18 protein-coding genes, 3 tRNA genes and 1 pseudogene are annotated in these 25,627 nt (G+C 37.6%); 18 read left to right on the top strand and 4 right to left on the bottom strand.

Features of this window, described 5'->3' with window-relative positions; translation table 11 throughout:
- The first annotated feature begins 93 nt into the window (after positions 1-93).
- The 11 genes and pseudogenes from H6F47_RS03195 to H6F47_RS03145 all read left to right on the top strand — a co-directional run bounded on the left by H6F47_RS03195 (position 94) and on the right by H6F47_RS03145 (position 8,252).
- Positions 94-315 carry a DUF1902 domain-containing protein gene (locus H6F47_RS03195; RefSeq protein WP_190647637.1) on the top strand — a complete coding sequence of 74 codons (222 nt, stop codon included), beginning with the start codon at positions 94-96 and terminating at the stop codon, positions 313-315.
- A gap of 44 nt (positions 316-359) precedes the next feature.
- Positions 360-1,211: a hypothetical protein gene (locus H6F47_RS03190; RefSeq protein WP_190647635.1), complete on the top strand. Its 852-nt coding sequence runs from the start codon at positions 360-362 to the stop codon at positions 1,209-1,211.
- Positions 1,202-1,298 (top strand) — tRNA-OTHER (locus tag H6F47_RS03185). The genes H6F47_RS03190 and H6F47_RS03185 overlap by 10 nt, the downstream gene beginning before the upstream one ends.
- Positions 1,299-1,335: 37 nt before the next feature.
- Positions 1,336-1,756 (top strand): annotated as a pseudogene (locus H6F47_RS03180) (XisH family protein).
- Complete coding sequence (locus tag H6F47_RS03175) at positions 1,744-2,079, top strand: XisI protein (RefSeq protein WP_137668703.1); 336 nt, start codon at positions 1,744-1,746, stop codon at positions 2,077-2,079. Before H6F47_RS03180 ends, H6F47_RS03175 begins: the two are co-directional and overlap by 13 nt.
- A 77-nt stretch (positions 2,080-2,156) precedes the next feature.
- Positions 2,157-3,638, top strand: coding sequence for a glycolate oxidase subunit GlcD (glcD, locus tag H6F47_RS03170; protein ID WP_137668707.1), 1,482 nt, complete (start codon positions 2,157-2,159; stop codon positions 3,636-3,638).
- A 146-nt stretch (positions 3,639-3,784) separates the two neighbouring features.
- Entirely contained in the window at positions 3,785-3,976 is a 192-nt protein-coding gene (locus H6F47_RS03165; protein WP_096572432.1) for an RNA-binding S4 domain-containing protein, read from the top strand.
- Positions 3,977-4,541: 565 nt separating this feature from the next.
- The gene (locus tag H6F47_RS03160) at positions 4,542-4,802 is read left to right on the top strand and encodes a hypothetical protein (RefSeq protein ID WP_096572431.1); all 261 of its coding nucleotides are present in this window, start codon (positions 4,542-4,544) and stop codon (positions 4,800-4,802) included.
- Positions 4,803-6,008: 1,206 nt separating this feature from the next.
- Positions 6,009-7,265 carry a glycoside hydrolase family 10 protein gene (locus H6F47_RS03155; RefSeq protein ID WP_096572430.1) on the top strand — a complete coding sequence of 419 codons (1,257 nt, stop codon included), beginning with the start codon at positions 6,009-6,011 and terminating at the stop codon, positions 7,263-7,265.
- Between the two features lie 98 nt (positions 7,266-7,363).
- Positions 7,364-7,948, top strand: coding sequence for a hypothetical protein (locus H6F47_RS03150; RefSeq protein WP_096572429.1), 585 nt, complete (start codon positions 7,364-7,366; stop codon positions 7,946-7,948).
- Between the two features lie 232 nt (positions 7,949-8,180).
- Positions 8,181-8,252, top strand: a tRNA-Lys gene (locus tag H6F47_RS03145).
- 54 nt (positions 8,253-8,306) lie between these two features.
- Here the strand turns inward: H6F47_RS03145 and topA are convergent.
- A complete protein-coding gene (gene topA, locus H6F47_RS03140; RefSeq protein WP_190647633.1) occupies positions 8,307-10,472 on the bottom strand; it encodes a type I DNA topoisomerase in 2,166 nt (721 codons plus the stop codon).
- Between the two features lie 1,443 nt (positions 10,473-11,915).
- Between topA and H6F47_RS03135 the strand changes: the two genes are divergently transcribed.
- Positions 11,916-12,146 carry a hypothetical protein gene (locus H6F47_RS03135; protein WP_096572427.1) on the top strand — a complete coding sequence of 77 codons (231 nt, stop codon included), beginning with the start codon at positions 11,916-11,918 and terminating at the stop codon, positions 12,144-12,146.
- Between the two features lie 493 nt (positions 12,147-12,639).
- On the opposite strand, the gene nagZ is transcribed toward H6F47_RS03135, so the two are convergent.
- The gene (gene nagZ / locus H6F47_RS03130) at positions 12,640-13,719 is read right to left on the bottom strand and encodes a beta-N-acetylhexosaminidase (protein WP_137669409.1); all 1,080 of its coding nucleotides are present in this window, start codon (positions 13,717-13,719) and stop codon (positions 12,640-12,642) included.
- On the opposite strand from nagZ, the gene H6F47_RS03125 reads away from it, so the two are divergent.
- The 5 genes from H6F47_RS03125 (at position 13,665) to H6F47_RS03105 (ending at position 18,355) form a co-directional block, all read left to right on the top strand.
- Positions 13,665-14,174: a hypothetical protein gene (locus H6F47_RS03125; RefSeq protein ID WP_190647631.1), complete on the top strand. Its 510-nt coding sequence runs from the start codon at positions 13,665-13,667 to the stop codon at positions 14,172-14,174. The genes nagZ and H6F47_RS03125 overlap by 55 nt on opposite strands.
- Complete coding sequence (gene pds, locus H6F47_RS03120; protein ID WP_096572426.1) at positions 14,165-15,604, top strand: 15-cis-phytoene desaturase; 1,440 nt, start codon at positions 14,165-14,167, stop codon at positions 15,602-15,604. Before H6F47_RS03125 ends, pds begins: the two co-directional genes overlap by 10 nt.
- Positions 15,588-16,520, top strand: a complete 933-nt coding sequence (crtB, locus tag H6F47_RS03115; RefSeq protein WP_096572425.1) for a 15-cis-phytoene synthase CrtB — start codon at positions 15,588-15,590, stop codon at positions 16,518-16,520. Before pds ends, crtB begins: the two co-directional genes overlap by 17 nt.
- A gap of 222 nt (positions 16,521-16,742) precedes the next feature.
- Positions 16,743-16,834 (top strand) — tRNA-Ser (locus tag H6F47_RS03110).
- 195 nt (positions 16,835-17,029) lie between these two features.
- Positions 17,030-18,355, top strand: a complete 1,326-nt coding sequence (locus H6F47_RS03105) for an ABC transporter substrate-binding protein (protein ID WP_096572424.1) — start codon at positions 17,030-17,032, stop codon at positions 18,353-18,355.
- Positions 18,356-18,591: 236 nt separating this feature from the next.
- Here the strand turns inward: H6F47_RS03105 and H6F47_RS03100 are convergent, their stop codons facing one another.
- Positions 18,592-20,835 carry a pyridoxal-dependent decarboxylase gene (locus H6F47_RS03100; RefSeq protein WP_137667954.1) on the bottom strand — a complete coding sequence of 748 codons (2,244 nt, stop codon included), beginning with the start codon at positions 20,833-20,835 and terminating at the stop codon, positions 18,592-18,594.
- 390 nt (positions 20,836-21,225) lie between these two features.
- A complete protein-coding gene (locus H6F47_RS03095; protein ID WP_137667953.1) occupies positions 21,226-21,993 on the bottom strand; it encodes a hypothetical protein in 768 nt (255 codons plus the stop codon).
- Between the two features lie 589 nt (positions 21,994-22,582).
- Here H6F47_RS03095 and sbcC point away from each other — a divergent pair.
- Positions 22,583-25,606: an exonuclease subunit SbcC gene (sbcC, locus tag H6F47_RS03090; protein ID WP_137667952.1), complete on the top strand. Its 3,024-nt coding sequence runs from the start codon at positions 22,583-22,585 to the stop codon at positions 25,604-25,606.
- The last annotated feature ends 21 nt before the right edge of the window (positions 25,607-25,627 follow it).

Here is a 25,627-nt window from a genome sequence, read left to right as displayed (position 1 = left end):
TTTGTTAATAACATAGAAAATGAAGTATAATATATATTCTATCTTGATTGATAATTCATTCTTTTTTATGTTCAGTCTAGAGATTGTGGAATTATGACACAAATCACTTATCAAGTTGAAGCATTTTGGGATGCAGAAGCAGAAGTTTGGGTTGCAACTAGCGAAGATGTACCAGGTTTGGTAACAGAAGCTTCGACAATTGAAGTTTTAACAGAAAAATTGCGAGTTATGATTCCAGAATTATTGGTGTTGAATAATATTGTACCTGCTGATTATTTAGGTTATATTTCATTTATTGAACTTGTTGGAACATAATAAACAGAATCGGTTTCATCTAAATTATAGGATAGATATTTAAAATGCGTAGTAAAGAACTTGTGGTATTACATCAAAAAATTTCAGAACTAAATACACATTATTCACATTTTATTTTTATTTCTGAACAATTCATTATTGATAACAAGTCGAAAATAGAATATAATCCAGATAAATATACAAGTGATTTATTTCTAACAAACAAGTTTGCCGATCAGTTTAATTCACGGATCACAGAAATTATAGATGAGAGTGAAAAAACTAGAAATTTTATTCTACGCAGTTTATTTGTTTTAAGTTATTCTCAGTTTGAAATTTATTTGAGAGATGTTTATTCTTTTGCAAAAACTTATATTACAAGTCTACCTGAATTATTTCCTAATAAAATATTAGACCAAGTCGAGAAAAATATTAAAATAATAGATACCGATGGATTGTCAGAAATAGAGTTTAAGACATTAGAATATATATCTTTGAGACGTAATAGCATTGTTCACAGAGATGAAAAACGTGCATATCAAAAAGAGATTGCAGACTGTATAAAAGAAAATGGCAAAGACTTAAACAAATTTTGGTTAGGAGAAAATAATCTTCAAGTCAAGGTACTAGACTTTACAAAAAAACAAGTTTATCACTTTGAATCTATGGAATTAATTGATATTTTAAATATTATTCGCAGGTTATCAGAAAAAATTGATCATCTGATAATTACCAAGATTGGTGTAGATAACCTCTATAAATATCTGATTAAGGAATTTGAAGATCAGTATAAGCCTATTCAATCATGGGAAAATAAAGACAGAGAAAAACTTATAAAAAAGTTTCAACACTTTGCAAGAATTACATTAGGTGCTATACTGAGTTATGATGAAGTAAATAACTTATTGGGGAAGTAGCTCAATGGTAGAGCCCCCTCTTGAAAAGGGTTCTTACGAGAACCTTTTCCAAGGGGACGGTTGTGGGTTCAACTCCCATCTTCCCCATAAAATGTAGGTAGCTAGTTTATATTTGGTGTTACCCGTGTCTGCAAAAGATATATTTCACGAAGCAGTAAAAACCGCTTTACAAAAAGAGCAGTGGTTAATTACAGATGATCCACTAAAATTCAAATTTGGCAGCGTCAAATTTAAAATTGACTTAGGTGCTGAAAAATTAATTGCTGCTGAAAGAGAAAATGAGAAAATCGCAGTAGAAATCAAAAGTTTTATCAATCCTTCCGCTATTACCGATTTTTATGCTGCTTTGGGTCAGTTTCTCAGTTATCGTCTGGCTTTAGAAGCTATTGAAGCAGATCGTATACTATATATATATGGCAGTTCCATTTGAAGTTTATCAGACATTTTTTCAACTTGAGTTTACACAAATAGCTCTCAAAAGGTATCAAGTTTTATTAGTGGTATATGAACCAGAGAATGAGGTGATTGTAAAATGGATAAAATAACCAAATATCGAGAATACATTAAAACCCTACTCACAAATTACGCCAAAGACGATATTTCCACTAACGAAGTAGATGTACAACTGATCTTTGACACAGAAAACGACCATTATCAATGGATGAACGTGGGATGGGAAAATTTAAACCGCGTGTATATAACTATCATCCACCTAGATATTAAAAACGGCAAAATTTGGCTACAACAAAATTTAACAGAAGAAAATCCCGCCGCAGACTTAGTAAAAATGGGCGTTCCCAAAGAAGATATTGTACTAGGTTTACATCCTCCTTATAAACGTCCCTATACAGATTATGGAGTAGCCTAAAAATCTCTCTTCCTCTCTGCGACTCTGCGCCTTTGCGTGAGAAAATAAAAACATCTACCACCCATAAAAAAACCATGATGCAAACCCAAGAAAAATCCCAAAATCAACAACAAATCAACTGGAAACCCATCATCAAAAAATTCATTGCTGTACTGGGAGAAAAAGGAGTAGTGCAACGCAAAGAAGAACTATTAACCTACGAATGTGATGGTTTAACCAGCTATCGTCAACGTCCCGCAGTAGCAGTTTTACCCCGCACTACTGAACAAGTAGCAGAAATTGTCAAAATATGCAATCAATATTCTGTTCCTTTCATCGCTAGAGGTTCGGGAACAGGTTTATCAGGTGGTGCTTTACCCGTTGAAGATTCGGTTTTAATTGTCACTTCTTTAATGCGGCAAATTCTCAAAATTGATTTAGAAAATCAGCGTGTAGTTGTGCAACCAGGAATTATTAATAGTTGGGTGACACAAGCTGTTAGTGGTGCTGGTTTTTATTTTGCACCAGACCCTTCTAGTCAAATTATCTGCTCAATTGGTGGTAATATTGCGGAAAATTCGGGGGGTGTACATTGTTTAAAGTATGGTGTCACAACTAATCATGTTTTAGGTTTAAAAATCGTCCTTCCTGATGGTTCAATTGTTGATGTCGGTGGACAAATTCCTGAAATGCCAGGTTATGATTTAACAGGTGTTTTTGTAGGTTCAGAAGGAACTTTAGGAATTGCCACAGAAATAACTTTAAAAATCCTCAAAAGTGCCGAATCAATTTGTGTTTTATTAGCAGATTTTACCAGTGTGGAAGCTGCGGCTGCAAGTGTTTCTGATATTATCAGTGCGGGGATTATTCCTGGTGGTATGGAAATGATGGATAATATTAGTATTAACGCTGTGGAAGATGTTGTTGCTACTAATTGTTATCCCCGTGATGCGACGGCAATTTTATTAGTAGAAATTGATGGTTTAGAAGTAGAAGTTGCTGAGAATAAAAAAAGAGTGGCTGATATTTGTTTACAAAATGGAGCGAGAAATATCACTTCTGCATCTGACCCAGAAACGAGGTTAAAATTGTGGAAAGGCAGAAAAGCAGCTTTTGCAGCAGCAGGTCATATTAGCCCAGATTATTATGTACAGGATGGGGTAATTCCTCGGACACAATTACCTTATGTTTTGAATGAAATTGAGGCTTTAAGTAAAAAACATGGTTATAGAATTGCCAATGTTTTTCATGCGGGTGATGGTAATTTACATCCTTTGATTTTGTTTGATAATTCTATTCCTGGGGAATTGGAAAAAGTGGAAGAAGTGGGGGGAGAAATTCTCAAATTATGTGTTAAAGTTGGTGGTAGTATTTCTGGTGAACATGGCATTGGTGCTGATAAAAAATGTTATATGCCAGATATGTTTAGTGATACAGATTTAGAAACTATGCAATGGGTAAGGCAAGTTTTTAATCCTCAAGGTTTGGCTAATCCTGGTAAAATGTTTCCTACACCCCGCACCTGTGGAGAAGCTGCAAAAGCATCACCTCAAAAGTTTGCTAATGTAGAAAGGTTTTAATTTGATGATACATTAGTCATTAGACCTGTCCGACAATCAATGTAGAGACTATAGAACGTCTCTACAAGGGTTTCAGGTTATGCACATTTCATTACCGGAGATGTCTATTAGTAATATTTATCCTGATTCCTGACTCCTTAAATACAATGATTAAACTCGATCAGTTTTTAAAGTTTGTAGGTATAGCCTCTACTGGAGGTCAAGCTAAAATCATGATTGTTAATGGTGAGGTGAAAGTTAATGGTGAGGTGGAAACTCGACGGGGGCGTAAATTATTAGAAGATGACACCGTAACAGTCACAGGGAAAACATTTACAGTAGGGGATATCATTTCCTAATGAGAAACATAACACAATAGCACTCGCTTGTATTTGTCAAGCAGCTTATTATAGCAACATGAATACAATAGACTTCTCCGAAAAAGATGTAGGGACAATTCATGAATTGTCCCTACGAATGGGTTTCAGGTTATGCTTATGTAATTTTCGGAGATATCTAAAATATTAGGACTTACGCACTGTACAAATTCACCATGATGTGCATGAACGAAAATCCGTCGTTTCAGGCTTTTGTCGATTAACTTCCGATCAATAGCGATCACTCAAAAATCATTAAAAAATCACGTTAAAAAGCCTGAAATCCGTACCTCATATTTGGTTGATCCTGTCAATGCGTAAGTCCTAAATATATAAGAAATTTTTTTAGCAAAATACACCTATTGATCATTAATTTGTTGTATCATAGTTTTCCCAAGGTAATTTTCTGCAATTCAACTTCATCAAAGCTTGTTGCGGATCTTTCAAAACTTTATTGAAAGACTATCCTAGTCTGTCTGAAAATCAATGATAGGATTCTCAAACTGCTGTATGAAGTTTTCAAAACTTTCATTTCAATGGATCAAATATGAAACTAATTAAAAAATCTGAAAAGTTACTTCTCGATAAAATCAAGAGTATGGAGTTAGAAGAGGAAAATATTCTAACTGAGATTACTAATGAACCAGAACCGTTAGTTGAGGAGAGAAGAGTAATAGATATAGAAAATCAAGTTCCTGATTATATTCCTGTGCGGGATAATCCCATAGTTCATTCTGTTGGTAACACAGGGTGGCAGGTTTCTGAGATTTGGAAGGAGATTAGATTGGATAATTTTTGCAATACTTAGTCAAGTAGGGTTTGCTGAAAAAGTTGAAAAAAACCTTGAGGAGAATTGAGTGGGGAGTCAGGCAGCAATAAAGATAAGATTTTATTGTCTAAACTTCACTAAATAATCAATTTCACTAATCAACCCACAAGTGTTGAATCCTGCAATAAAACTTTACAATCTTTGCATTTTACCCAGGTAAAATCCATTGTCTATTGAGAATAGAGTCATTAATTGCTCAAATTTGGTATCACCAATACCAATGCACAATTTAGACAATATCCTCAAAATCTTAACATTCAACACTTCTGCATAGATCCCAAATGAGTTCTAAGCTGTTGTGCATTTAATTTGTATAAGTGGAACAGGCAAGAGGCTTGTTCCACAAGAGTTCAGAATATTAGGATTATACAATTTAGCGGTGTAACAGCTTATTGAGTGAGAAGCAAAGGGTTTTTTATCTCACATTCCGCACCCCCAGTGTCACAATCGGTAATTTCGGTTCTTAGTCCAAGTTGAGGATAATTTTGATACAAAAACGTCGAAATCTTAGATGGCGATCGCCAATCTCAAATTCCCAAACGACCAATCTTCGTTGTGTGACAGTCTAGGGTGCGGAAGGTGGGTTTTATACCAATTCTATGTGAGGTTGCGCTATAAATTGTAGGGGCAATTCATGAATTGCCCCTACAATGTATAATTTGACAAAAGTCTGATTATTGCATCTTCATACAGAAATGGTATTGAGTTTATTAGGATTGAAAGAATAACAAGTCTGAGATAAAACCAGCCTCATGCGACATTTTATCCTGGTCTTTTGTGCTGATAAGCTGTTATGCCTTTAACTTGAATAATTAATACAAGCAAGATGCTTGTGCTACTGTAACTTCAGGTTTTTTAATTATACAGTTTAGCTGCATATCAGCTTACTTTTATTCTTTGGTATGGAAGATGGATTTAAAAAATACGAAAATCCAGAGAAAACAGAAGCTGAACCAAAATATTATCATATCATTACATAATCCTGAGCAATATCATTTGATTTTGTAGTTATATATAGTTATATACAGCAGATTGCAAATCAATCAGGCTTCGCCGTGAGCGTCAGCCGATAGCGTGGCGTTAGCCATACGGTACAGAATATAAGTTAAAAACTATACACAAAACCAGTTTTACTCCTGACTCCTGACTCCTGCTGTATATGAGTAACCTAAGTTTATTTAGCAGATGAATAGGGTAATATATCGTTGTTTTTCCTTCTTAATTTGTTTGGGTTTTATATTCAGTTTAACCATATTTCCGATTTCCTCAACTTCGATTGTTTCTCAAAAAACAAGTTTTTTAACTACAGAAGTTCGCGGTGTTTGGTTGACTAATGTTGCTAGTGGTGTGCTTTTTGTACCTTGGGGTGTTGAAAGGGCAATAAACCAATTAGCAGCACTGAATTTTAATACTATTTATCCAGTGGTTTGGAATAGAGGTTACACTTTCTATAAAAGTAAGGTTGCTGAAAGTATAATTGGTGAAAAAACCGAACCTTTGTTGAATTTCATCAATAGTGGAAATGATGTTTTAGAGAAGTTAGTCAGGTTGGCAAAAAATAAAAATTTAAGCGTGATTCCTTGGTTTGAATATGGGTTTATGACTCCCCCTAATTCTGCTTTAGCAAAAGCACATCCAGAATGGTTAACCAGTGGGCAAAAAGGCATAAATTCTGTTCACGAAAATCTCCCAGAAGAAATTAACCAGAATGGTGTTTTTAATCGGCAGGTATGGTTAAATCCTCTCCATCCCCAAGTGCAAGAATTTATATTGGGTTTAATTTTAGAAGTTGTGAAAAATTACGATGTTGATGGTATTCAAGTTGATGATCACTTTGGAATGCCTGTAGAATTTGGTTATGATTCATTTACAGTTAAACTTTACCAAAAAGAACATTTAGGAAAGACTCCACCAACTGATCCTTATGATGCAAAATGGATGCAGTGGCGAGCAGATAAAATTACTAATTTTATGGGCAGAATCAATCAAGCAGTCAAAAAAATTAAGCCCCAAGCGAAAATATCCCTTTCTCCTAATTCTCAGTATTTTGCCTATAAATATTATTTACAAGATTGGGAAAATTGGGTAAATAAAGGTTGGGTAGATGAATTGATTTTGCAGGTATATCGAGATGATAAAAAATCTTTTATTGCCGAAATTGAAAAACCTGCGGTAAAATTAGCAATGAAGAAGATTCCTGTGAGCATTGGCATTTCTACAGGAACTTTACTTAGTCCTGTAGATATTGAAAGTATTAAAGAACAGGTACAAATTGTGCGAGATCATAAATTCTTTGGCTTTTCTTTCTTCTATTGGGAAAGTTTGTGGGGTTACATCTCTCCTGAATCACCCCAAAAACGACGTAAGGCTTTTTTAGAGATGTTTGCCAATAAGGCTGTTAAACCTTTAAATTTAAATAGAACTTACGTAAGATTAGACTAAAAACCCCATTCTTGCTTAGGGGTAATCATGAATTACCCCTACTTTTATTCTGTTTTGCGTCAGTTGTGTTAAATAAAGTATAATTTCCCAAAAATAAAATGGAATTAGCCGCTATCAAAAATAAATTCAGTAAATTGTATACTTTTACTTTGGTGTGGAGTTTGACTACTTTAGGTAGTTTTATCTTCAGTTTATTTTTGATTGAAATTGGTGAAAAGTCTGATGTCAGAGTGTTAGATGTTGCTATTGGTGGATTTGCGATCGCCCTTCCCCAATCTTATCTCCTCAGACAAAAAATTTTACCTTTAAGCTGGATGATCTCCACAGTCTTAGGTTGGGTACTCATCACTACTATCGGTGTTGGTGCTGTGGGTTGGTTTGTACTGTCAACAGAGTTGTTTTATTTCCGCATCTTCTTTGGAATTATTTCCGGGGGTATTGGTGGTATGGTAATTGGACTGGCACAATGGTGGTTAGCTATTCCCTCATCACTCCCTTGGGGATGGTGTTGGATGTTCCTCAATTGTGCAAGTTGGGCAGTAGCTCTCAGTATTGGTTCGGTTATAGGTATATTTTTACGTCATTGGACACAGTTATTTTTAGGTGAAGTTGTCGGTTTAGCTATCACCTGGTTGGTAGTCGGTATCCTTACAGGAATCAGTGCTTACAGGTTGTTTAGGTGATTGGTGATTGGGTAGAATTAACTCATGACTAATAACTAATGACTAATGTAAGGGCGAAGCATTCGGAGAATAGCCTTTGGAAAAAACTGATCATTTATGGTTAAGCGGTATTATTAATGTTGAAAATGCAGATCAGCAAATCACCTTCACTGTTAAATTTCCCCTGCATCCAGTTTTTCAACTGCCCCACTAGCGCCAGCCTCAAAAGTCTGCTATTATAGTTTTTATTGATGGGTGATTAGCTCAACGGCAGAGCATCGGACTCTTAATCCGCTGGTTCTGAGTTCGAATCTCAGATCACCCACTGCTTTCATGCCAAATCAGTATTTTAAAACATATATATGTGATAAATTTATTTTTATATTATCAAATTCCCAAACTTAGGACTCCACCACCCTTTTGCAGTATGAAAATAAGCCGCATCCTTATGTTTTTTATCCTTCCAAGAATCTTGACCAGAACACCGTAACATAGTTTTATTCTCCCCATCTTTAATATAACTATACTCCTCCAACGGTTTCTTACATACCGGACAAGGATAAGATGTGAGTTTAGTTTCCGATTTATTAGTCTTTTCATCTGCTGATGTTTTAGTTTTCGGTGCTTCCCAACGTTTATGAAAATCACTCCAAAACAAAACAATATTTTCACACCCACTCACACATTTAAGAAAGTATTTCTTCTTCACCTTACTACTAGGAATTTTCGCTAAAAAGTTACTACATTCAGGACATTTGGTTTTTGAACTTTCATATTTACGCTCAACTTTACCATGATTATTATCAGTATTTCCTGAATTAATAACCACAGTTTTAGCTTTAGACAGCGCAGGGACAAAATAACTTTCATTCCAAGTAGTTAAATAAGATTGCCAGGAATTTTTACCTTCAGCAATTTTATCTAATTCGGCTTCCATCTTGGCGGTAAATTCTGCTTCTAATAAATCCGGTAATGCCTTTTGTAAAAACTCATCAACTTCTAACCCTAAACTTGTAGGATGAAGATGATCTTTTATTAATTCAATATAATTACGTTTCTTTAATGTAGCCACTGTAGGCGCGTAGGTACTAGGACGACCAATACCTTTTCTTTCCATTAATTGTACCAGTTTTGGTTCACTATATCTTGGTGGTGGTTGGGTTTGTTTCTTTTCATGTCCGGCATTTTCTAAAGTTAATTTTTGCCCCTGTTGTACAATTGGTAAAACGGCATCTTTACCCAAATTAGGCCAATATTTCGCATAACCATAAAATTCTACAACTTGTCCCCTAGCTTGCCATAAAATATTACCTGATTGAGTAATTATTAAAGTCTTTCTCACCTGTGCGGGACGACATTGAGACGCAACTGCTCTTTTCCAAATCATCACATACAGGTTAAACTCATCTTCAGGTAATTCTGCTCGTAACTGTACCGACGGACGAAATACATCTGTAGGACGAATTGCTTCGTGTGCTTCTTGTGCTGTTTTGCTACTACGATGTTTTGTTACTTGTTGTGGTACGTTTTGCGGATCATGATCTTCTAACCATTTACGCGCACTGGCACAAAATTCAGGACTTAACATCACTGAATCTGTTCGCATATAGGTAATTAAACCCGCCTCATATAGCTTCTGTGCCACCTGCATAGTTTTTTCCGGGGCAAATTTCAGTTTAGATCCGGCTGCTTGTTGTAGGGTGGAAGTAGTAAAAGGTGGAGGGGGTTGACGATAGGTGAGTTTACCTTCAACTTGGATGACTTGATGGGGATGTTGTTTGGCTTCTGCAACTAATCTATCTGCTTCTGCTTCTGATAAAACCCGCTTAGATTCTGGTTTGTCTGGGTTATTACTAGCTGCATCATCGTGGGTTTCCGTTTCCGTTTTTGGTGTTTCTGTGGGAGTGTTAGCTGTACCTTTGTAAAAAACGCGAAATCCTTCTTGATAATCTACCCACACACTCCAATAATCTTGGGGGACAAATACTTGTATTTCTCTTTCGCGCTGACAAATGAGGTGTAATGTCGCGCTTTGTACTCTACCGACGCTTTTTGCACCATTATTTAATGCCCAAACTAGAGGACTACCTTTGTATCCTACTAGCTTATCGAGACAATCTCGACATAATCCCGCACCGATTAAGTTAGAATCAAGTTTTCTAGGATGAGCGATCGCACTTTTAACCGCCGATGGTGTAATCTCAGTATAAACTACTCGCTTGGGTTCTCTTAATCCCAGGGTTTCTTTGAGATGCCAAGCAATGGTTTCTCCTTCTCTATCTGGGTCCGTTGCTAAAATGACTTCATCAACTTGTTTAACAGCAGTTTTAAGTTGTTGAATGGTTTCTTTAGCGCGTTGGTCACGGGGGATATAATGGCAGCGGACACTGTTACCTTCTATTGTAAATCCTAGCGAATCTTCACCCTCGTTACTGAGTTCGCGGATATGTCCACAACTAGCACGAACTATCCAATCTGTACCGAGAATTTGACTCAGTTTTTTGACTTTACCGGGTGATTCAACCACTAAGAGGCGTTTGGGCATAGCGTACAAAACCTTAACCGAAAAGTATAGAATTAATTATGATCATGGGTTAAAGTAAAAACCATAGATTTTTTTACCATCTTCAAATCTATATTCACAAGAAAATCGCCGAAAGGCACGGAAGCCACTTGGCTATCTTACAGTGGAGGAAGTGCCAACGGCGAATTTATTCGCCGCGAATATGATATGATTGGACTGCGAGTAGGAACAACCATCTACACGAAGAAGTATTTTGATCAGGAGAAACCCCTGATTTATCTCGTCTCGGCATTTGACCGCAGCCTGGGTAAACAAGCAAAGGCAAATATGGAGTGTAATACCGCCAAAATTTGATGGACTCGGAAAGCAAAGAAACATAAAAGTAAACGCAATTGCAATACCTGTCGTACTGGTAGTTGTTTTGAGCGCGTAGGGGGATAATTGACTATCCCTTTTGAGCAAGTCTTAAAGAATCTGCGTGTCTTTAGACCGCAGAGTGTCAAGATTGTACATATCATCGGGATCATAACCCACATCACCGACAAAACAGAATAGACATCTCCAGAAAGGAAATTATGGAACCTATTTATGGGGGCAGGGCGAAGCTTATGGGATATCTAGATGTCTGATTTTTCCGTTAAATTATCGCCCATAAGCTTCGCCCCTACAAATTATGACAAATTAATAGATATCTCCGAAAATTACATAAGCATAACCTGAAACCCATTCGTAGGGACAATTCATGAATTGTCGCTACATCTTTTTCGGAGAAGTCTAATACATTCTATTGTGGAAATGTCTAATGATATAGCTAAATTTAAGGTTCTTTTTTCAAACACAAATTTATCCTTTGGTAGCATTACCAGTAGTGTTACCAGTTAGTCGTGTGTGGGTGATACTGGTCTTACTATGTATGCTGCTTGGTTGTAAATACTTTTATATGTTTGTTTACAAATCAGGTTTTGATCCTCCCAACCCCCTTGAAAAGGGGATCTAAAAATATGTGATACACCATGAGGACTTTTAAAATATCTTCTTATATTAATAAATGTTGCATTTTCTCATCTAAAGCTTAATCCATAACCAGCTTGCATCCAAATATTACTGAGATAGAAAAATTGATATTACTAAGTGCAAATATTGGAAGCATTACCACACAATAGTTACAGCATTTAACAGCTAATATTTTTAACTGATTTCTCAATAACTCGCTTATTGACAAATCAGCCAAAACTCATTTGCTGAAAACGTAAACTTTACGTTATATATGTCAGAGAATTTTTATATTAATCTCAATAACTCGCAGCAGTTGGACAATATTAAAATTAGTACCTAAATTAAATTATCTAATTCGGAGGTAATTAAAAATTATGAAACTTACTATAGAAATCAAGCGATTAGTTGAATAACAAAAATCATTTTTCAACTAACGTTATTTCCCAGGTGAATTTTGGAGAAAAACTGATGTTAAACATCAAAAATGAATTATTTGCTGAACTCACTCCTGAACTTGCTGCTAATATTAACGGTGGTCAAGGTGAACAAGGTGAACAAGGTGGTAAAGAGGATAAAAGTAAGTTCAATTACAGCAGATATCTCAAAGCATTGGGTATTGCTTACTTGAGTCCCCCAGAAGTTGGTAGCATCACAGATAAGGAAGCGTTGTTAGCCCAATACCAAGGCTGGGAAGACTAGCAAAATTGATTTATTTAGGGTTTGCTGAAAAAATGCAAAACGCAGATAAATCAAAAGTTTGAGGCTGATAAATAGGAAAAAAGTGCAAGGGTTTTGAAGGGTATACGTGAAAAAGTGTGCATTTTTTGGTATTTCGAGAGATGGAAAAGGAATTTTCAAACTTCCTCCTGACTCCTGACTCCTGACTCCTGACTCCTATCCCCTCATGGAAAGACTTTCTCAGCATGTCCTATTTATAGGCTTCTTCCACTAAGATTCAACTACTAAAAATAAATCCCGCTTTTAATCCAATTCATGAATAACCAGATACCCGACTTCTTTGAGAAGTTGTAGAGACGTTCCATGGAACGTCTCTACTTTATAGCATTTACCAAGTTAGTGAGGTACAGAGTTTTTTATCTTAGGGAATTGGGAATTGGGAATTGGGAATTGGGAACAGTAAATAAATTAGGGTGTACCTCATGAGACTGGGAAACGCTATATAACCAGATGTTTACTCAAAACAGCAAGTAATAGCTAACTCTGCATGATTGAATAAAACCTCTTTCTCCAGTTGATAAACTGGATATTGAGGTGTAATTTCTAATAAATTTTCGACTCTTGCCCTAGCAGCTTCTACTATTTCTTCATTTAAACTACCATTACTCAAACAATGAGTAAAATCTTCGGCTATTTTATAGGTTCTTTCTAGAGAGGAAGAATTGATATTTCGTGATACTATAAATAAATCACATCCAGCATTAAAAGCCCGTGCTACTGTTCCCGGACGCATGAACATATCCGCAACAGCTTTCATATCTAAATCATCAGAAACAATCACGCCCTTAAAATTTAATTCTTGGCGTAAAATGTGATTTAAAATAGTTTTAGATAATGTCGCTGGAACTTCTGGATCAATTTGCGGGAACAAAATATGTGCTGTCATAATTAGCGGTATTTGTTCCTGAATTAATGCTTGAAAAGGGATTAACTCTCTGTTTCGTAAATCTTCTAAACTTAAATTTAATATTGGTAACTCTAAATGAGAATCTGTGCTAGTGTCTCCGTGTCCAGGAAAGTGTTTAGCACAACCAAGTATACCCTCTTCCCTGAGTCCTTGATAATATTCCCGCGCACTCTGACTAGCAGTTTTGGGAGTGATACCAAAAGCGCGAGAACCAATAATGGGGTTTTGGGGGTTGGAAAAAATATCAGCGACAGGGGAAAAAGAAAGATTAATTCCCAGTGATTTTAATTCTATAGATGTAGCTTTGGCTACTTGATAAGCTTGGGACTTCACCAAATAAGCACAAGGAAAACGAGTAATAGGAAATGGAGTTCTGACAACCCTTCCACCCTCATGATCGAGGCTGGTAAATAGAGTTTTCCGTTCAGTATATTCTTTAATTTGTTTAAGTAAATCTTTAAACTTCTCTAACCAAACTGGATAAGGAACACCATCAAGAAAGTTTTTAGCGAAAAAAATCACCCCCACGGGTTTTAACTCACTCAATGCCCGCTTATCATCATCACTAAGAGTTGTACCAGAAACACCAAGAATTAAATGATTACCAAATTTTTGTAAATCTTTCATATTCAGGAGGCAGGAGGCAGGAGGCAGGAGGCAGAAGGCAGAAGGCAGAAGGCACGAGGCAGAAGGCAGAAGGCACGAGGCAGAAGGCAGAAGGCAGGAGGCAGAAGGCAGAAGGCAGAAGGCACGAGGCAGAAGGCAGAAGGCACGAGGCAGAAGGCAGAAGGCACGAGGCAGAAGGCAGAAGGCAGGAGAAAGTAAATATTTCCTGTTTCCCCAGTCACCAGTCACCAGTCACCAGTCACCAGTCACCAGTCACCAGTCACCAGTCACCAATCACCAGTCACCAATCACCAGTCACCAGTCACCAGTCACCAGTCACCAGTCACCAGTCACCAGTCACCAGTCACCAGTCACCAATTTCCCAAAGCCATGCCAAATGTAACAGAATGCAAAGTATAATGAAAACGACAAAACTATTAAGAAATATTGAAAACAGTAGGTTTAAATGCGAGTAGCTATTGCCGGCGCTGGTTTAGCAGGACTTTCCTGCGCTAAATATCTAGTAGATGAGGGTTACACTCCCATTGTTTTAGAACGGAGGGATGTACTCGGTGGTTTAGTAGCAGCGTGGAAAGACTCTGATGGTGACTGGTACGAAACCGGTTTACACGCCTTCTTTGGGGCATATCCCAATATGTTACAACTACTCAAAGAGTTAGGTATTGAAGACCGACTCCAGTGGAAACAGCATACCCTGATTTTTAACCAACCAGATAAACCAGGAACTCTCTCCCGTTTTGATGTTCCTGACATTCCCTCACCATTTAACATCATTGCTTCCATTATGCGGAACAATGATATGTTGACCTGGGAACAAAAGATCCGTTTTGCCATTGGTTTGTTTCCTGCCATCGTGCGGGGTCAACAGTATGTAGAGGACATGGACAAATACAGCTTCGCTGAATGGTTAAAAAGACAAGGTATAGGTGAAAGAGTCGCTAGTGATGTATTTATTGCTGCTTCCAAAGCCTTAACTTTTATCAACCCTGAAGAAGTTTCCTCTACAATTTTATTAACCGCCCTCAATCGGTTTTTACAAGAACGGTACGGATCAAAAATTGCCTTTTTGGATGGTTCACCCACAGAAAGACTTTGCCAACCCATCGTAGATTACATTACCAAACGGGGTGGAGAAGTCAGACTCAATGCGCCCCTAAAAGAGATTTTGCTGAACTCCGATGGTACAGTTAAAGGTTTCTTGCTGCGGGGTTTAGATGGAAAACCAGATGAAATAGTAACAGCAGACTTTTACGTTTCAGCCATGTCGGTTGACCCATTAAAAGTGATGTTGCCAGAACCTTGGAAAAAAATGGAATTTTTCCAGAAATTAGACGGTTTAGAAGGTGTACCAGTAATTAACCTGCATTTGTGGTTTGATCGGAAATTAACAGATATTGATCATCTATTATTTTCGCGATCGCCCCTCCTCAGCGTTTATGCTGATATGAGTAACACCTGTCGGGAATATGCTAACCCGGATCGGTCAATGCTGGAATTAGTTCTCGCACCTGCCAAAGACTGGATTAGCAAATCTGACGAGGAAATCATCTCCGCTACTATGGCCGAGTTGGAAAAACTCTTCCCTGACCACTTTACAGGAGACAACCCAGCAAAACTGCTGAAGTCTCATGTCGTCAAAACGCCCCGTTCAGTTTACACAGCTACCCCTGGTCGTCAACAGTACCGCCCAGACCAAAAAACCCCTATAGCCAACTTCTTTTTAAGCGGAAGTTATACCATGCAACGCTATTTAGGCAGTATGGAAGGTGCAGTGCTTTCTGGTAAGCTAACAGCACAGGCGATCTCTCAAGCGCCATCGGTAGCCAATACTTCCAACCTGCAAACGCTAACTCGACCGCCCGCAACGAATGCTGCAACTGCCTGATTCACCCCCGCGCATGAAAACGCTGGTCTCTGTAGACGAGTCCTACAAACTTTGCCAAGAACTCACAGCCAAGTACGCCAAAACCTTTTACCTGGGTACATTGCTGATGAGTCCGGCAAAGCGTCAATCTGTTTGGGCAATATACGCTTGGTGTCGCCGTACAGATGAATTAGTCGATGGTCCTGCTGCTGCTAGAACCACCCCAGAAACTTTAGAACTATGGGAAAAGCAGCTGGACTCAATTTTTGCTGGACACCCATTAGATAATTACGATGTCGCTTTAGTAGATACCCTGCAACATTTCCCTTTGGATATTCAACCCTTTCGGGATATGATTGCGGGTCAGCGCATGGATTTATACCGCAGTCGCTATGAAACCTTTGAGGATTTGTATCTCTATTGCTACCGCGTTGCTGGCACTGTGGGCTTGATGTCAACCACGATTATGGGTGTAGATACCAGCATCTATACCGCCCCTTGGCATCGAAATCAAAAACCCTATTTACCCATAGATGAAGCGATCGCCCTGGGTATCGCCAACCAACTAACTAACATTCTTCGTGATGTGGGCGAAGATGCACGTCGGGGTAGAATTTATCTTCCCCTAGAAGACTTGGCTAAATTCAACTATAGCGAAGAAGAACTTTTCCAAGGTGTATTAGATGAACGTTGGCGTTCCCTAATGCGGTTTCAAATTGAACGAGCTAGGGAATTTTATACTAAAGCCGATAAGGGAATTACTTATCTTGACCCGGATGCCCGTTGGCCAGTGTGGGCAGCATCTATGCTCTATGGACAGATTTTAGATGTAATTGAGCGCAATGATTATGAAGTTTTCAGTCAACGTGCTTATGTTCCCCAGTGGCAAAAATTACGCACCTTACCAGTTGCTTGGATGCGATCGCAAGTGCTATAGAAGGAGGCAGGGGGCAGGAGGCAGAAGGCAGGAGTTTTTTATTTTGGATTTTGGATTTTGGATTGTTTTTGTGATCTCCAATCTAAAATCTAAAATCTAAAATCTAAAATTTTCTTCCCCAGTCCCCAGTCACCAGTCACCAGTCCCCTGTTCCCTGACAAATCACAAAATATCTCTTGACGAACCAAAAAACCACTGCTAATATAGTATAGTGTTACCTCTGGAGAGGTGGCTGAGTGGTCGAAAGCGGCAGATTGCTAATCTGTTGATGGAATCGTAAGGTCCATCCGAGGGTTCGAATCCCTCCCTCTCCGTTTACAAATTATAAAAACTCTAGTTGCGGAAAAGAATTCAAGGCAATTCCTTGATAATAAATACTCATTCCTAGATTTCCAAAACTTAATGTTAATATTTAGCTTGTGGAGTTTGAGCCATTAACCAGCTAAACTAATCAGTTAGTTTAATAATTGATTTTCAAGCTCCTCAACATAGAGGAGTGAAAGGAAGATATGCCAAAATTGAGTGTTTCCCTAGCCTTGAGTTTAGTAACTATAGCCAGTAGTTTGTTCATGGCTGCTTGTGAAAATACCACTACAACAAATAATACAGGCACAAACGGAACTACAACTACCCCAGAAGCCAGCACTACCACAACAACCAGCAGTGCTAAAGGTTTGAAAATTGGTAGTTTATTACCAACAACAGGTGACTTAGCTTCCATCGGTCAACAAATGGTTGGTTCAGTTCCCCTACTGGTAGAAACCGTCAACGCTTGTGGAGGAGTCAACGGAGAACCAGTCACATTAATAGAAGTAGACGATCAAACAGATCCTAAAGCTGGTGCAGCAGGTATGACCAAACTAGCAACAGTAGATAAAGTTGCTGGTGTCGTGGGTTCATTTGCTAGTAGTGTTTCTACCGCTGCCATTTCCGTTGCTACCCCTAACAAAGTCATGTTAATTTCCCCTGGTAGCACCAGTCCCGTATTTACCGAAAAAGCGCAAAAAGGCGATTTTCAAGGATTTTGGGCGCGGACTGCTCCCCCAGATACTTACCAAGCATTAGCTTTAGCCCAACTTGCTAAGAAAAAAGGTTTTCAACGAGTTTCTACGGTCGTCATCAACAACGACTATGGTGTAGGTTTTGAAAAAGCATTTGTAGAAACTTTTGAAAAATTAGGTGGAACAATAGTTAATAAAGATAAACCAGTTCGTTACGATCCCAAAGCCCAAACCTTTGATACTGAAGCTGCTGCTGCTTTTGCAGGTAAACCAGATGCGGTATTAGCAGTCATGTATGCCGAAACAGGTAGTTTATTCCTCAAAGCTGCTTACCAGCAAGGTGTAGCTAAGGGAGTACAGATCATGCTGACTGACGGAGTAAAATCAGATGCTTTCCCGGAACAAGTAGGTAAAGGTCCTGATGGCAAATATCTGTTAACTGGGGCTATTGGTACTGTTCCTGGTTCTGATGGTAAAGCATTAGCAGCCTTTAAGAAATTGTGGCAAGAGAAAAAAGGCGGAACACCAGGAGAATATGCACCTCAAGCTTGGGATGCAGCAGCTTTGTTGGTATTATCAGCCCAAGCTGCTAAAGAAAATACAGGTGTCGGTATTGCTGGTAAACTTCGAGAAGTTGCTGCTGGTGAAGGAACAGAAGTTAGTGATGTCTGTGAAGGACTGAAACTACTGAAAGAAGGGCAAAAAATCAACTACCAAGGTGCAAGCGGTAATGTAGATGTTGATGCTAACGGTGATGTAGTTGGTGTTTATGATGTTTGGACAGTAGGAGATGAGGGTAAAATAAAGGTGATAGACAAAGTTAGTCCTCAGTAAACATTTTTCCTGGTAAGCTGTTGTGCATTGAATTTTTATACGTGGAACAGGCAAGAGGCTTGTTCCACAAGAGTTCAGAATATTAGGATTATACAATTTAGCTGTGTAACAGCTTACTACTACCAAAAACAATTTATTTGCCAAAATTAAATTACAGCAAATTTCTTCCTAATGATGTACCTCATCTACCTAGAAACTGCTGTATTTATTTTATAAAATCCTGTATTGATTTTCAATTAACGAAAATTTTGTTCAATAATTTCAGTTACATTTTGGCGAATCAGTTCAATAATTTCATCAAAAAATGATCCCCCATTGGGTAAATCACTTAAATAAGGATCCATCACTGCTGATCGCAAAATTGACATTTCCTCTGGAGTGGTTGCTAGTCCCAAACGTTGAGCATAATTATTAATAAATGTCTCACCATAATCTGCCAATCTAAAAATAGTTCTAGTTAGCATGAATTGGTATTTGTGAATATTTTCAGCTTCACCACTTTGGTAGTAATGAATGTGAAAACGATCATAAATTTGATTATTCAACTCATTAAATAAATCAGCGTTATCATTCAGACGATGATCGCAATGTTTGAAATTAAAGGCGTAACTGAGAATATTTTGATCCGGTCCAACTTCCCGCAATAATGCCATAGCTTCCGGATCTGCAAGTATTTGACTTTGATTTTTTCCCTGGAGATGTTGACGCAAATGGGCTATATAATGCTCATGTTCACCATTAATATAATCACTAATATCACTGCGATCAATAGGTAAACGTGGTAATGGAACAACAATAAAATTATCTGTTTCTGCGGACATAAAAAGTAACCGCAAATAAAACAACTTACTATTAAAAATCGCTTGATTAATAATCTTACCGTAGCCACTTACAGAAGGACGAATTAGTTGATGAGAAAGAAAAACAGAAGCTGCTGCTGCTCCTGGTTTTGAACCTTCTAAACCGTAAATTCCTACCGATGGTTCTAGAGGACGAATAGATTTAGAACCGCCAATATAAGTCCCGGTAAAAGTTGTCAAATGTTTTAATAAACTATGACGATAAAGTGAACCACCAGCCGGATATTGAATATACCCAGATTTGTGAGGATCTATAGTAACAGAATCACAATCTCGAAGGTGTTTAAACTGCCTGATAGTGTGTTCATTAAACATTACTTGACTATAATCATCAATAAATAAAGGTGATTTTTGTTCCTCAAAACTATAATCACGGCGAATAGTAGAAATTTGATAACCACCCCAAGCAGCATCAACGTGAATATTAAACTCTAAACCCTTTTTCCTGTAGGTTTCTCTTAATTCTAAAATCTCATCTATGGGATCAACTGCACTTTCTTCTGTACTGCCTAAAACTGCTAAAGTTAACAATATTGGATGGCGATTTTCTAAACATTGATTTAAAGTTTGATTTAACCTTCCTAAATCTAATCTGGCATCAGCATCAACAAAAATATCAATTAAATTATCTGTGCCAATACCATTAACTGCTGCTGCTTTTGGCCAAGCATAATGTTTAGAGGATGGGGCAATCATTTTTATTTCCCCCACATCCTCAAAACAAGAACGAGTCATTTCCAACCAGCCCCGAACATTAAGATTATAAGGAATAATTAAATCCCAAACATCATAAACATCTTTGATATTTTCACTTTCACCGCATAATTCCCAAATTCGCTGTGGTAAAGCCAAAATATCATCCATGCAAATATTAAATAATTGCCAAGAAGTAGCTTCTAATAATTTTGGTTGACTACCATCAGCAATTTTAATTTCTAATGCTTTAGCTTTAGCTAATACTGGTTGTTTTTGTAAAGCTTTTTTCGCAGCAAAAGGAAAGAATTTTAATTCTCTTGTTGCCCAAGTCGCCTCATTAATAGCAATAGAACCATCAGCAGTAATATGACACCAAGGTTCAATTTTATCGGTTTCAGGAAAACCAATCATTGCACATAAATCACGCCCTACCTGTAATTCTAATAAAGTGGTAGCAGTAGAAGCTTGAATGGTGGCATTATTGGAATTATGCAGCATTGCGGCAAAATAACCAAGCATTCCTGGTATGGTGGTATCCCAAAGAATATGACCTTGATAACGCATACTAAAAAATGGCGTACCATATTCTCGCAAATGCTGTAACAATTGATTGTAGGCATCCCTTAAAGCTTGCATTCCTGCTTGATATTCCAGAGAAGCTTTAACATCCTGAGTAATTGTTTCTGGATCACCTGGTAAATAACTTTGCCGATAATCTATAATATGATCTACAGCTTGGGCAATAAGTTGTTTAAATTCTGTTCCATTTTCCGCCCGTGTACCTAAAAACCAATTAGCAATATTGCCAGGTGGTTGTGGTGGGTTAATATCAGGAACATTAGTAAATTGACCAATAGATAATGCACCGTCGTCTGTTTTTTTGATTTCCTTAAAGCTGAAGTTTTTAACTATACGTCCAACCATAATTATTCCTATTTAATCAAGTATCTCATGTTGTGGGGTAGGCATCCTGTCTGCCCTGTATAACCTGTATAATTAGCGGGCAGGATGCCCGCACCACAAGAAATGAAATATTTATATCTTTTTGTATTTGGAAGTAACTTATTTTTGTAAAATTCCTGATTCTTTAACGGTAAACTCTGTTTTTTTGCATTAACTCTATCTCTAGAAATAAGTATTAATTTACTTTTTATAGATAATTTTTTATAGATAATAATGTTTATATTTTTATAATACGCGTTCAAAAATTGATGTTTTTATTGCTGCCTTGCAAGAAATAAAACGTTAATATACTGGATACTGGATAGATCCCCGACTTTTTAAAGAAGTTGAGGATCTGGGTAGTTAACCTACTTAGAATCCACCAAAGTTGTACCCAACACCAACTAATAAACCGACATCAGTTTGATTAAAAAATCCTGCATTGATAGCGGCTGTGGCAGTGAATCTATTATTTAGAGGTATATCAACTCCACCTGTCACCATGACAGCAGTTTCTGAGTTGTTACCAGTTTTAATAGCTGCACCAACTCCCACATAAGGAGCTATAGGTAAAGGTTCACTAAATGGATCTCCTATGGGCTGGAAGGAAAAATCATAAGTTAGGGGAACGAGAAATACAGTATCATCTCCTAAAATTGCCGATGGTCTAACTGATAGAGTCCTGGTGAAACCAACTTTGCTGATGACTGTAAAATTACCATCGCCCAAGGTTGAAGATCCGCCACTTAACCCAATATTGCCAGCAACGCCAACATAGCTACTACCACCACGGGTAGGTCTTCCTAAATCAATATCTGCTTGTGCTATTTCTTTCGGCTGTGCTACTTGAGCCGCAGATGGTTGGGAAGTAGGCTTTGTATCTTCAGAAGTCAAGATTGTTGATGAGGTCGCTACTGTCCCTGGAATGGGTATAATTGTCCGATTAGCCGTTTTTAGAGTAGCGGCGTTGGGAAATTGCTGTATTTTAGACACAGTGGTGTTAAGTTCTGTGCTTTCCTGGTGATTAGAGATGACAGCGGCCTCTGGATGGGTTGTCTGAGCAGTTGCACAAACGCTGCTACCTAAAACTGTCAGGGTGGCTAGACTTGGTACACAAATAAGATGTTTACGTAGAAACATAGTATTTACATTCACTCCTACATGAATTATGACGACAACAGATATTTTGTTGCTGTGGGTTTAATGTAACAAATTTGAGCAATATTCAACATTTAAAACCAAAAAAACATTTTTTACATCTTTAATTTGACATAAGCAATTAGAATCTCAGGATAAGATTATGAATATGGTGAATCCTGAATCTGATAGATGATTTATAGCACTGATGTACAAGTTACAAAAGTTATCAAGAGCGGTGGCTTTTCCCCGTTCCCTATTCCCTATTCCCTAGTTAGTTATAAATTTTTGTAATCAGATGTTTTCCAGACTAGAAAGCTAATATCTATATGGTGACAGCAGTTTTCATGTCTTTAGACCACAGTAAAGGCGAAGCATTCGGACAATTAATTATCGGTTTTTACCTAAGACTATCATCCGAATGCTGATGCTTCCAGCACGCTTCGCGAACGCCCCTACATTGTTGACGCGAAACCTAAATCAGAAACCTAAATCAAAATGTGGTTTATTTACCTGAAAATTGCTGTAAACTCACACAAGGTGCATCTGTACTGTTAATAATAGAAATTGTAGATATGGCACTATAGCCTCAATGATTCCAGTTCAACTGATCCTAAAAAACTTCCTGAGTTACCGTGATGCAACTTTAGATTTTGGCGGGTTGCATACGGCTTGTATTTGTGGTTCTAATGGTGCGGGTAAATCTTCTCTTCTGGAAGCTATTACTTGGGCTATTTGGGGTGAAAGTCGTGCTACTGTTGAAGATGATGTGATTTATTCTGGCGCAAAAGAAGTCAGAGTAGATTTTACTTTCTACAATAATTTACAAAAATATCGGGTGATTCGTACTCGTGTCCGGGGTGCAACTAGCGTTTTGGAATTTCAAATTGAAACTCCCGCTGGTTTTCGTCCTCTGACTGGTAAGGGGATGCGAGCAACCCAAGATGTGATTTTACAACATATCAAGCTTGATTATGAGACTTTTATTAATTCTGCTTACCTGCGTCAAGGTCGGGCGGATGAGTTCATGCTCAAGCGTCCCACGGAACGGAAGGAAATTCTAGCGGAATTATTAAAACTTAATCAATATGATCTTTTGGCAGAAAAGGCTAAGGATAATTCTAAACAGTATAAAGGACGGGCGGAAGAGTTAGAACGTTCTTTGGATAATATTAAATCTCAACTTCAACAACGAGAAGCAACTACAGCAGAAAAAGCAGAGTTAGAAGTTCAACTCAATCATCTGCAACAACAGCAAGCTGCTGATAATATTCAATTACAAAGTTTGAAAGTTATTCAAAGTCAACGCCAAAATTTAGAGGAAAAACTGAGTTTTGTCAGACAGCAATATCAAAATCTTAGTGAAGATTGCGATCGCCTAGATCAAGACAAGTTAGCTGTCAAATCCCAATTGGCTGCTTTAGAATCTATTTTACATCAATCCGACCAAATTCAAGCTGGATACTCTCAATTTCAAACTTTGCAATCTCAAGAAGAAGTTTTTGCTATTAAGTTTGAACAACATACCCGCGCTATTACTTTAAGACAACAACAACAACAACAACTGGATAAACAAATTCAATCTATTGAACGCAAAATACAAGCAGCAGAGGCTGAATTAAATAATTTAGAAAAAGAACAACAAGAAATCAAACCAATTTTGAAAAAGTCTGGAGAAATTGAAACAGCTTTATCTCAATTATCTGCTGCACGTGAGCATCTTAACTCTTTAGAAAATTTGCAAATACAAGTCAAACCTTTATTAGAACAAAGAGCAAATTTACAAACTGAATTAGAACGTATCCATAGTAGATTATTAGCAAGTTTAGAACAGTTACAAGTTACAGAAAATCAAATTGAATCTAAAATTCGCAAACAATCTCAGTTACAACAAGATGTGATAGAAGTAGATTTACAAATTGAAGAATTGGAGAAGAAGCGAGTTTATTTGCAAAGGGTACAGGACAAAGGCCATGAACGTCGCCATTTTATAGAACGTTTACAAGCTCATCAAAAAGACTACGAAAAATTACTAGGAGACTTAGAACAAAAAATACAACTTCTTCAAAATCCTAATGCTTTGTGTCCCTTGTGTGAACATCCTTTAGATGAAAATCACTGGCATCGAGTAATACAAAAAACCCAAATAGAATATGAAGATACTCAAGGGCAATTTTGGGTACTGCGGGAACAGATGGCAGTTTCTGACCGAGAAATTCAAGTATTAAGGCAGGAATATCGAGAAATATCGCAGCAAGTAGCAAATTATGACGCTTTAAGGGAAAAAAAGGGGAAATTAGCAGCCCAGTTACAAGCGTCGGCTGAACTGCAAACGCAACTAAAACAGGTTTTAACAGAAAAAGAAAAGTTACATAGGGTTTTAGAAGGTGATTATGCACCTGATAAACAGGCAGAAATTCAAGAGTTAGATGAATATATCAAACAACTAAATTACAATGAACAAGATCATGCTTTAGCTAGAAGTGTAGTAGAAAACTTACGATGGGCAGAAATTAAACAAGTCCAGATTAAAGATGCCAAGAAAAAACAAGCTCAAATAGCAGCGAGAAAACCAGAGCTACAAGCTATGATTGAGGAATTGAAGGCGCAAATAGCATCAGAACAAACAAATTCAGAGATAGCAAGAGGAATATTAGCACTAGAAACCCAAATTACAGAAATTGCTTACAGTTCCGAGCAACATAGTAATATTCGTAAAGGTGTTAAAGAGTTTCAATCTTGGCAGTTACCCTATCAGCAGTTTTTATCTGCTCAACAAGAATATCCCCAACTACAGAAAAGATTGGAGGATTTAACAAATGCTTATAATAGCAGAACCGCAGATAAACAAAAACTTGCCATTGAAATGGATAGTATTGTAGAGCAATTAAAAGCTAGTGAGAATCCTGTTGAGCAAATTCATGATTTAGAACAGAAAATAGCCATTTTTCGCCGAGAAATGGATGAAAAAATCGCTTATTTGGGGCGTTTAGAACAACAAGTACATCAGTTAGAACTGTTGCAAAATCAATATGAGCAAGAACAAGAGCAATTACAAGATTGTAAACAGCAACAACGGGTATATCAGGAATTAGCGCAAGCATTTGGTAAAAATGGTATCCAAGCTTTGATGATTGAAAATCTGTTACCCCAACTAGAAGCTGAGACAAATCTACTCCTGGCGCGGTTGAGTGCCAATCAACTGCACGTACAATTTGTTACTCAGAAAGCGGGAAGAAGTGGTAAGTCAACGCGGAAAAATGCCAAGTTGATAGATACCTTAGATATTTTAATTGCTGATGCGCGGGGTACACGAGCTTATGAAACTTATTCGGGTGGAGAAGCATTTAGAATTAATTTTGCGATTCGTTTAGCATTAGCAAAATTATTAGCCCAGCGTGCGGGTGCGGCGTTGCAGTTGTTGATTATAGATGAAGGATTTGGTACACAGGATACAGAAGGGTGCGATCGCCTGATTGCGGCCATAAATGCGATCGCTGCTGATTTTGCTTGTATTCTCACTGTCACACACATTCCTCACCTCAAAGAAGCATTTCAAGCCCGGATTGAAGTAAATAAAAATCAGCAAGGTTCACATTTATCATTGTCAATTTAATCATGATCAAATTGAAAGTGA

Origin of the sequence: Sphaerospermopsis sp. FACHB-1094, assembly GCF_014696195.1 — a bacterium.
Taxonomy (GTDB): domain Bacteria; phylum Cyanobacteriota; class Cyanobacteriia; order Cyanobacteriales; family Nostocaceae; genus Sphaerospermopsis; species Sphaerospermopsis kisseleviana.
The sequence above is the reverse complement of the archived record's forward strand: the minus strand, read 5'-3'. Positions and strand labels throughout refer to the sequence as shown.

What these genes read in the sequence shown, in the direction of transcription:
- H6F47_RS03195 (WP_190647637.1), top strand. Translation starts at nt 94, where the DNA reads ATGACACAAATCACTTATCAAGTTGAAGCATTTTGGGATGCAGAAGCA.
- H6F47_RS03190 (WP_190647635.1), top strand. Translation starts at nt 360, where the DNA reads ATGCGTAGTAAAGAACTTGTGGTATTACATCAAAAAATTTCAGAACTA.
- H6F47_RS03175 (WP_137668703.1), top strand. Translation starts at nt 1,744, where the DNA reads ATGGATAAAATAACCAAATATCGAGAATACATTAAAACCCTACTCACA.
- glcD (WP_137668707.1), top strand. Translation starts at nt 2,157, where the DNA reads ATGCAAACCCAAGAAAAATCCCAAAATCAACAACAAATCAACTGGAAA.
- H6F47_RS03165 (WP_096572432.1), top strand. Translation starts at nt 3,785, where the DNA reads ATGATTAAACTCGATCAGTTTTTAAAGTTTGTAGGTATAGCCTCTACT.
- H6F47_RS03160 (WP_096572431.1), top strand. Translation starts at nt 4,542, where the DNA reads ATGAAACTAATTAAAAAATCTGAAAAGTTACTTCTCGATAAAATCAAG.
- H6F47_RS03155 (WP_096572430.1), top strand. Translation starts at nt 6,009, where the DNA reads ATGAATAGGGTAATATATCGTTGTTTTTCCTTCTTAATTTGTTTGGGT.
- H6F47_RS03150 (WP_096572429.1), top strand. Translation starts at nt 7,364, where the DNA reads ATGGAATTAGCCGCTATCAAAAATAAATTCAGTAAATTGTATACTTTT.
- topA (WP_190647633.1), bottom strand. Translation starts at nt 10,472, where the DNA reads ATGCCCAAACGCCTCTTAGTGGTTGAATCACCCGGTAAAGTCAAAAAA.
- H6F47_RS03135 (WP_096572427.1), top strand. Translation starts at nt 11,916, where the DNA reads ATGTTAAACATCAAAAATGAATTATTTGCTGAACTCACTCCTGAACTT.
- nagZ (WP_137669409.1), bottom strand. Translation starts at nt 13,719, where the DNA reads ATGAAAGATTTACAAAAATTTGGTAATCATTTAATTCTTGGTGTTTCT.
- pds (WP_096572426.1), top strand. Translation starts at nt 14,165, where the DNA reads ATGCGAGTAGCTATTGCCGGCGCTGGTTTAGCAGGACTTTCCTGCGCT.
- crtB (WP_096572425.1), top strand. Translation starts at nt 15,588, where the DNA reads ATGCTGCAACTGCCTGATTCACCCCCGCGCATGAAAACGCTGGTCTCT.
- H6F47_RS03105 (WP_096572424.1), top strand. Translation starts at nt 17,030, where the DNA reads ATGCCAAAATTGAGTGTTTCCCTAGCCTTGAGTTTAGTAACTATAGCC.
- H6F47_RS03100 (WP_137667954.1), bottom strand. Translation starts at nt 20,835, where the DNA reads ATGGTTGGACGTATAGTTAAAAACTTCAGCTTTAAGGAAATCAAAAAA.
- H6F47_RS03095 (WP_137667953.1), bottom strand. Translation starts at nt 21,993, where the DNA reads ATGTTTCTACGTAAACATCTTATTTGTGTACCAAGTCTAGCCACCCTG.
- sbcC (WP_137667952.1), top strand. Translation starts at nt 22,583, where the DNA reads ATGATTCCAGTTCAACTGATCCTAAAAAACTTCCTGAGTTACCGTGAT.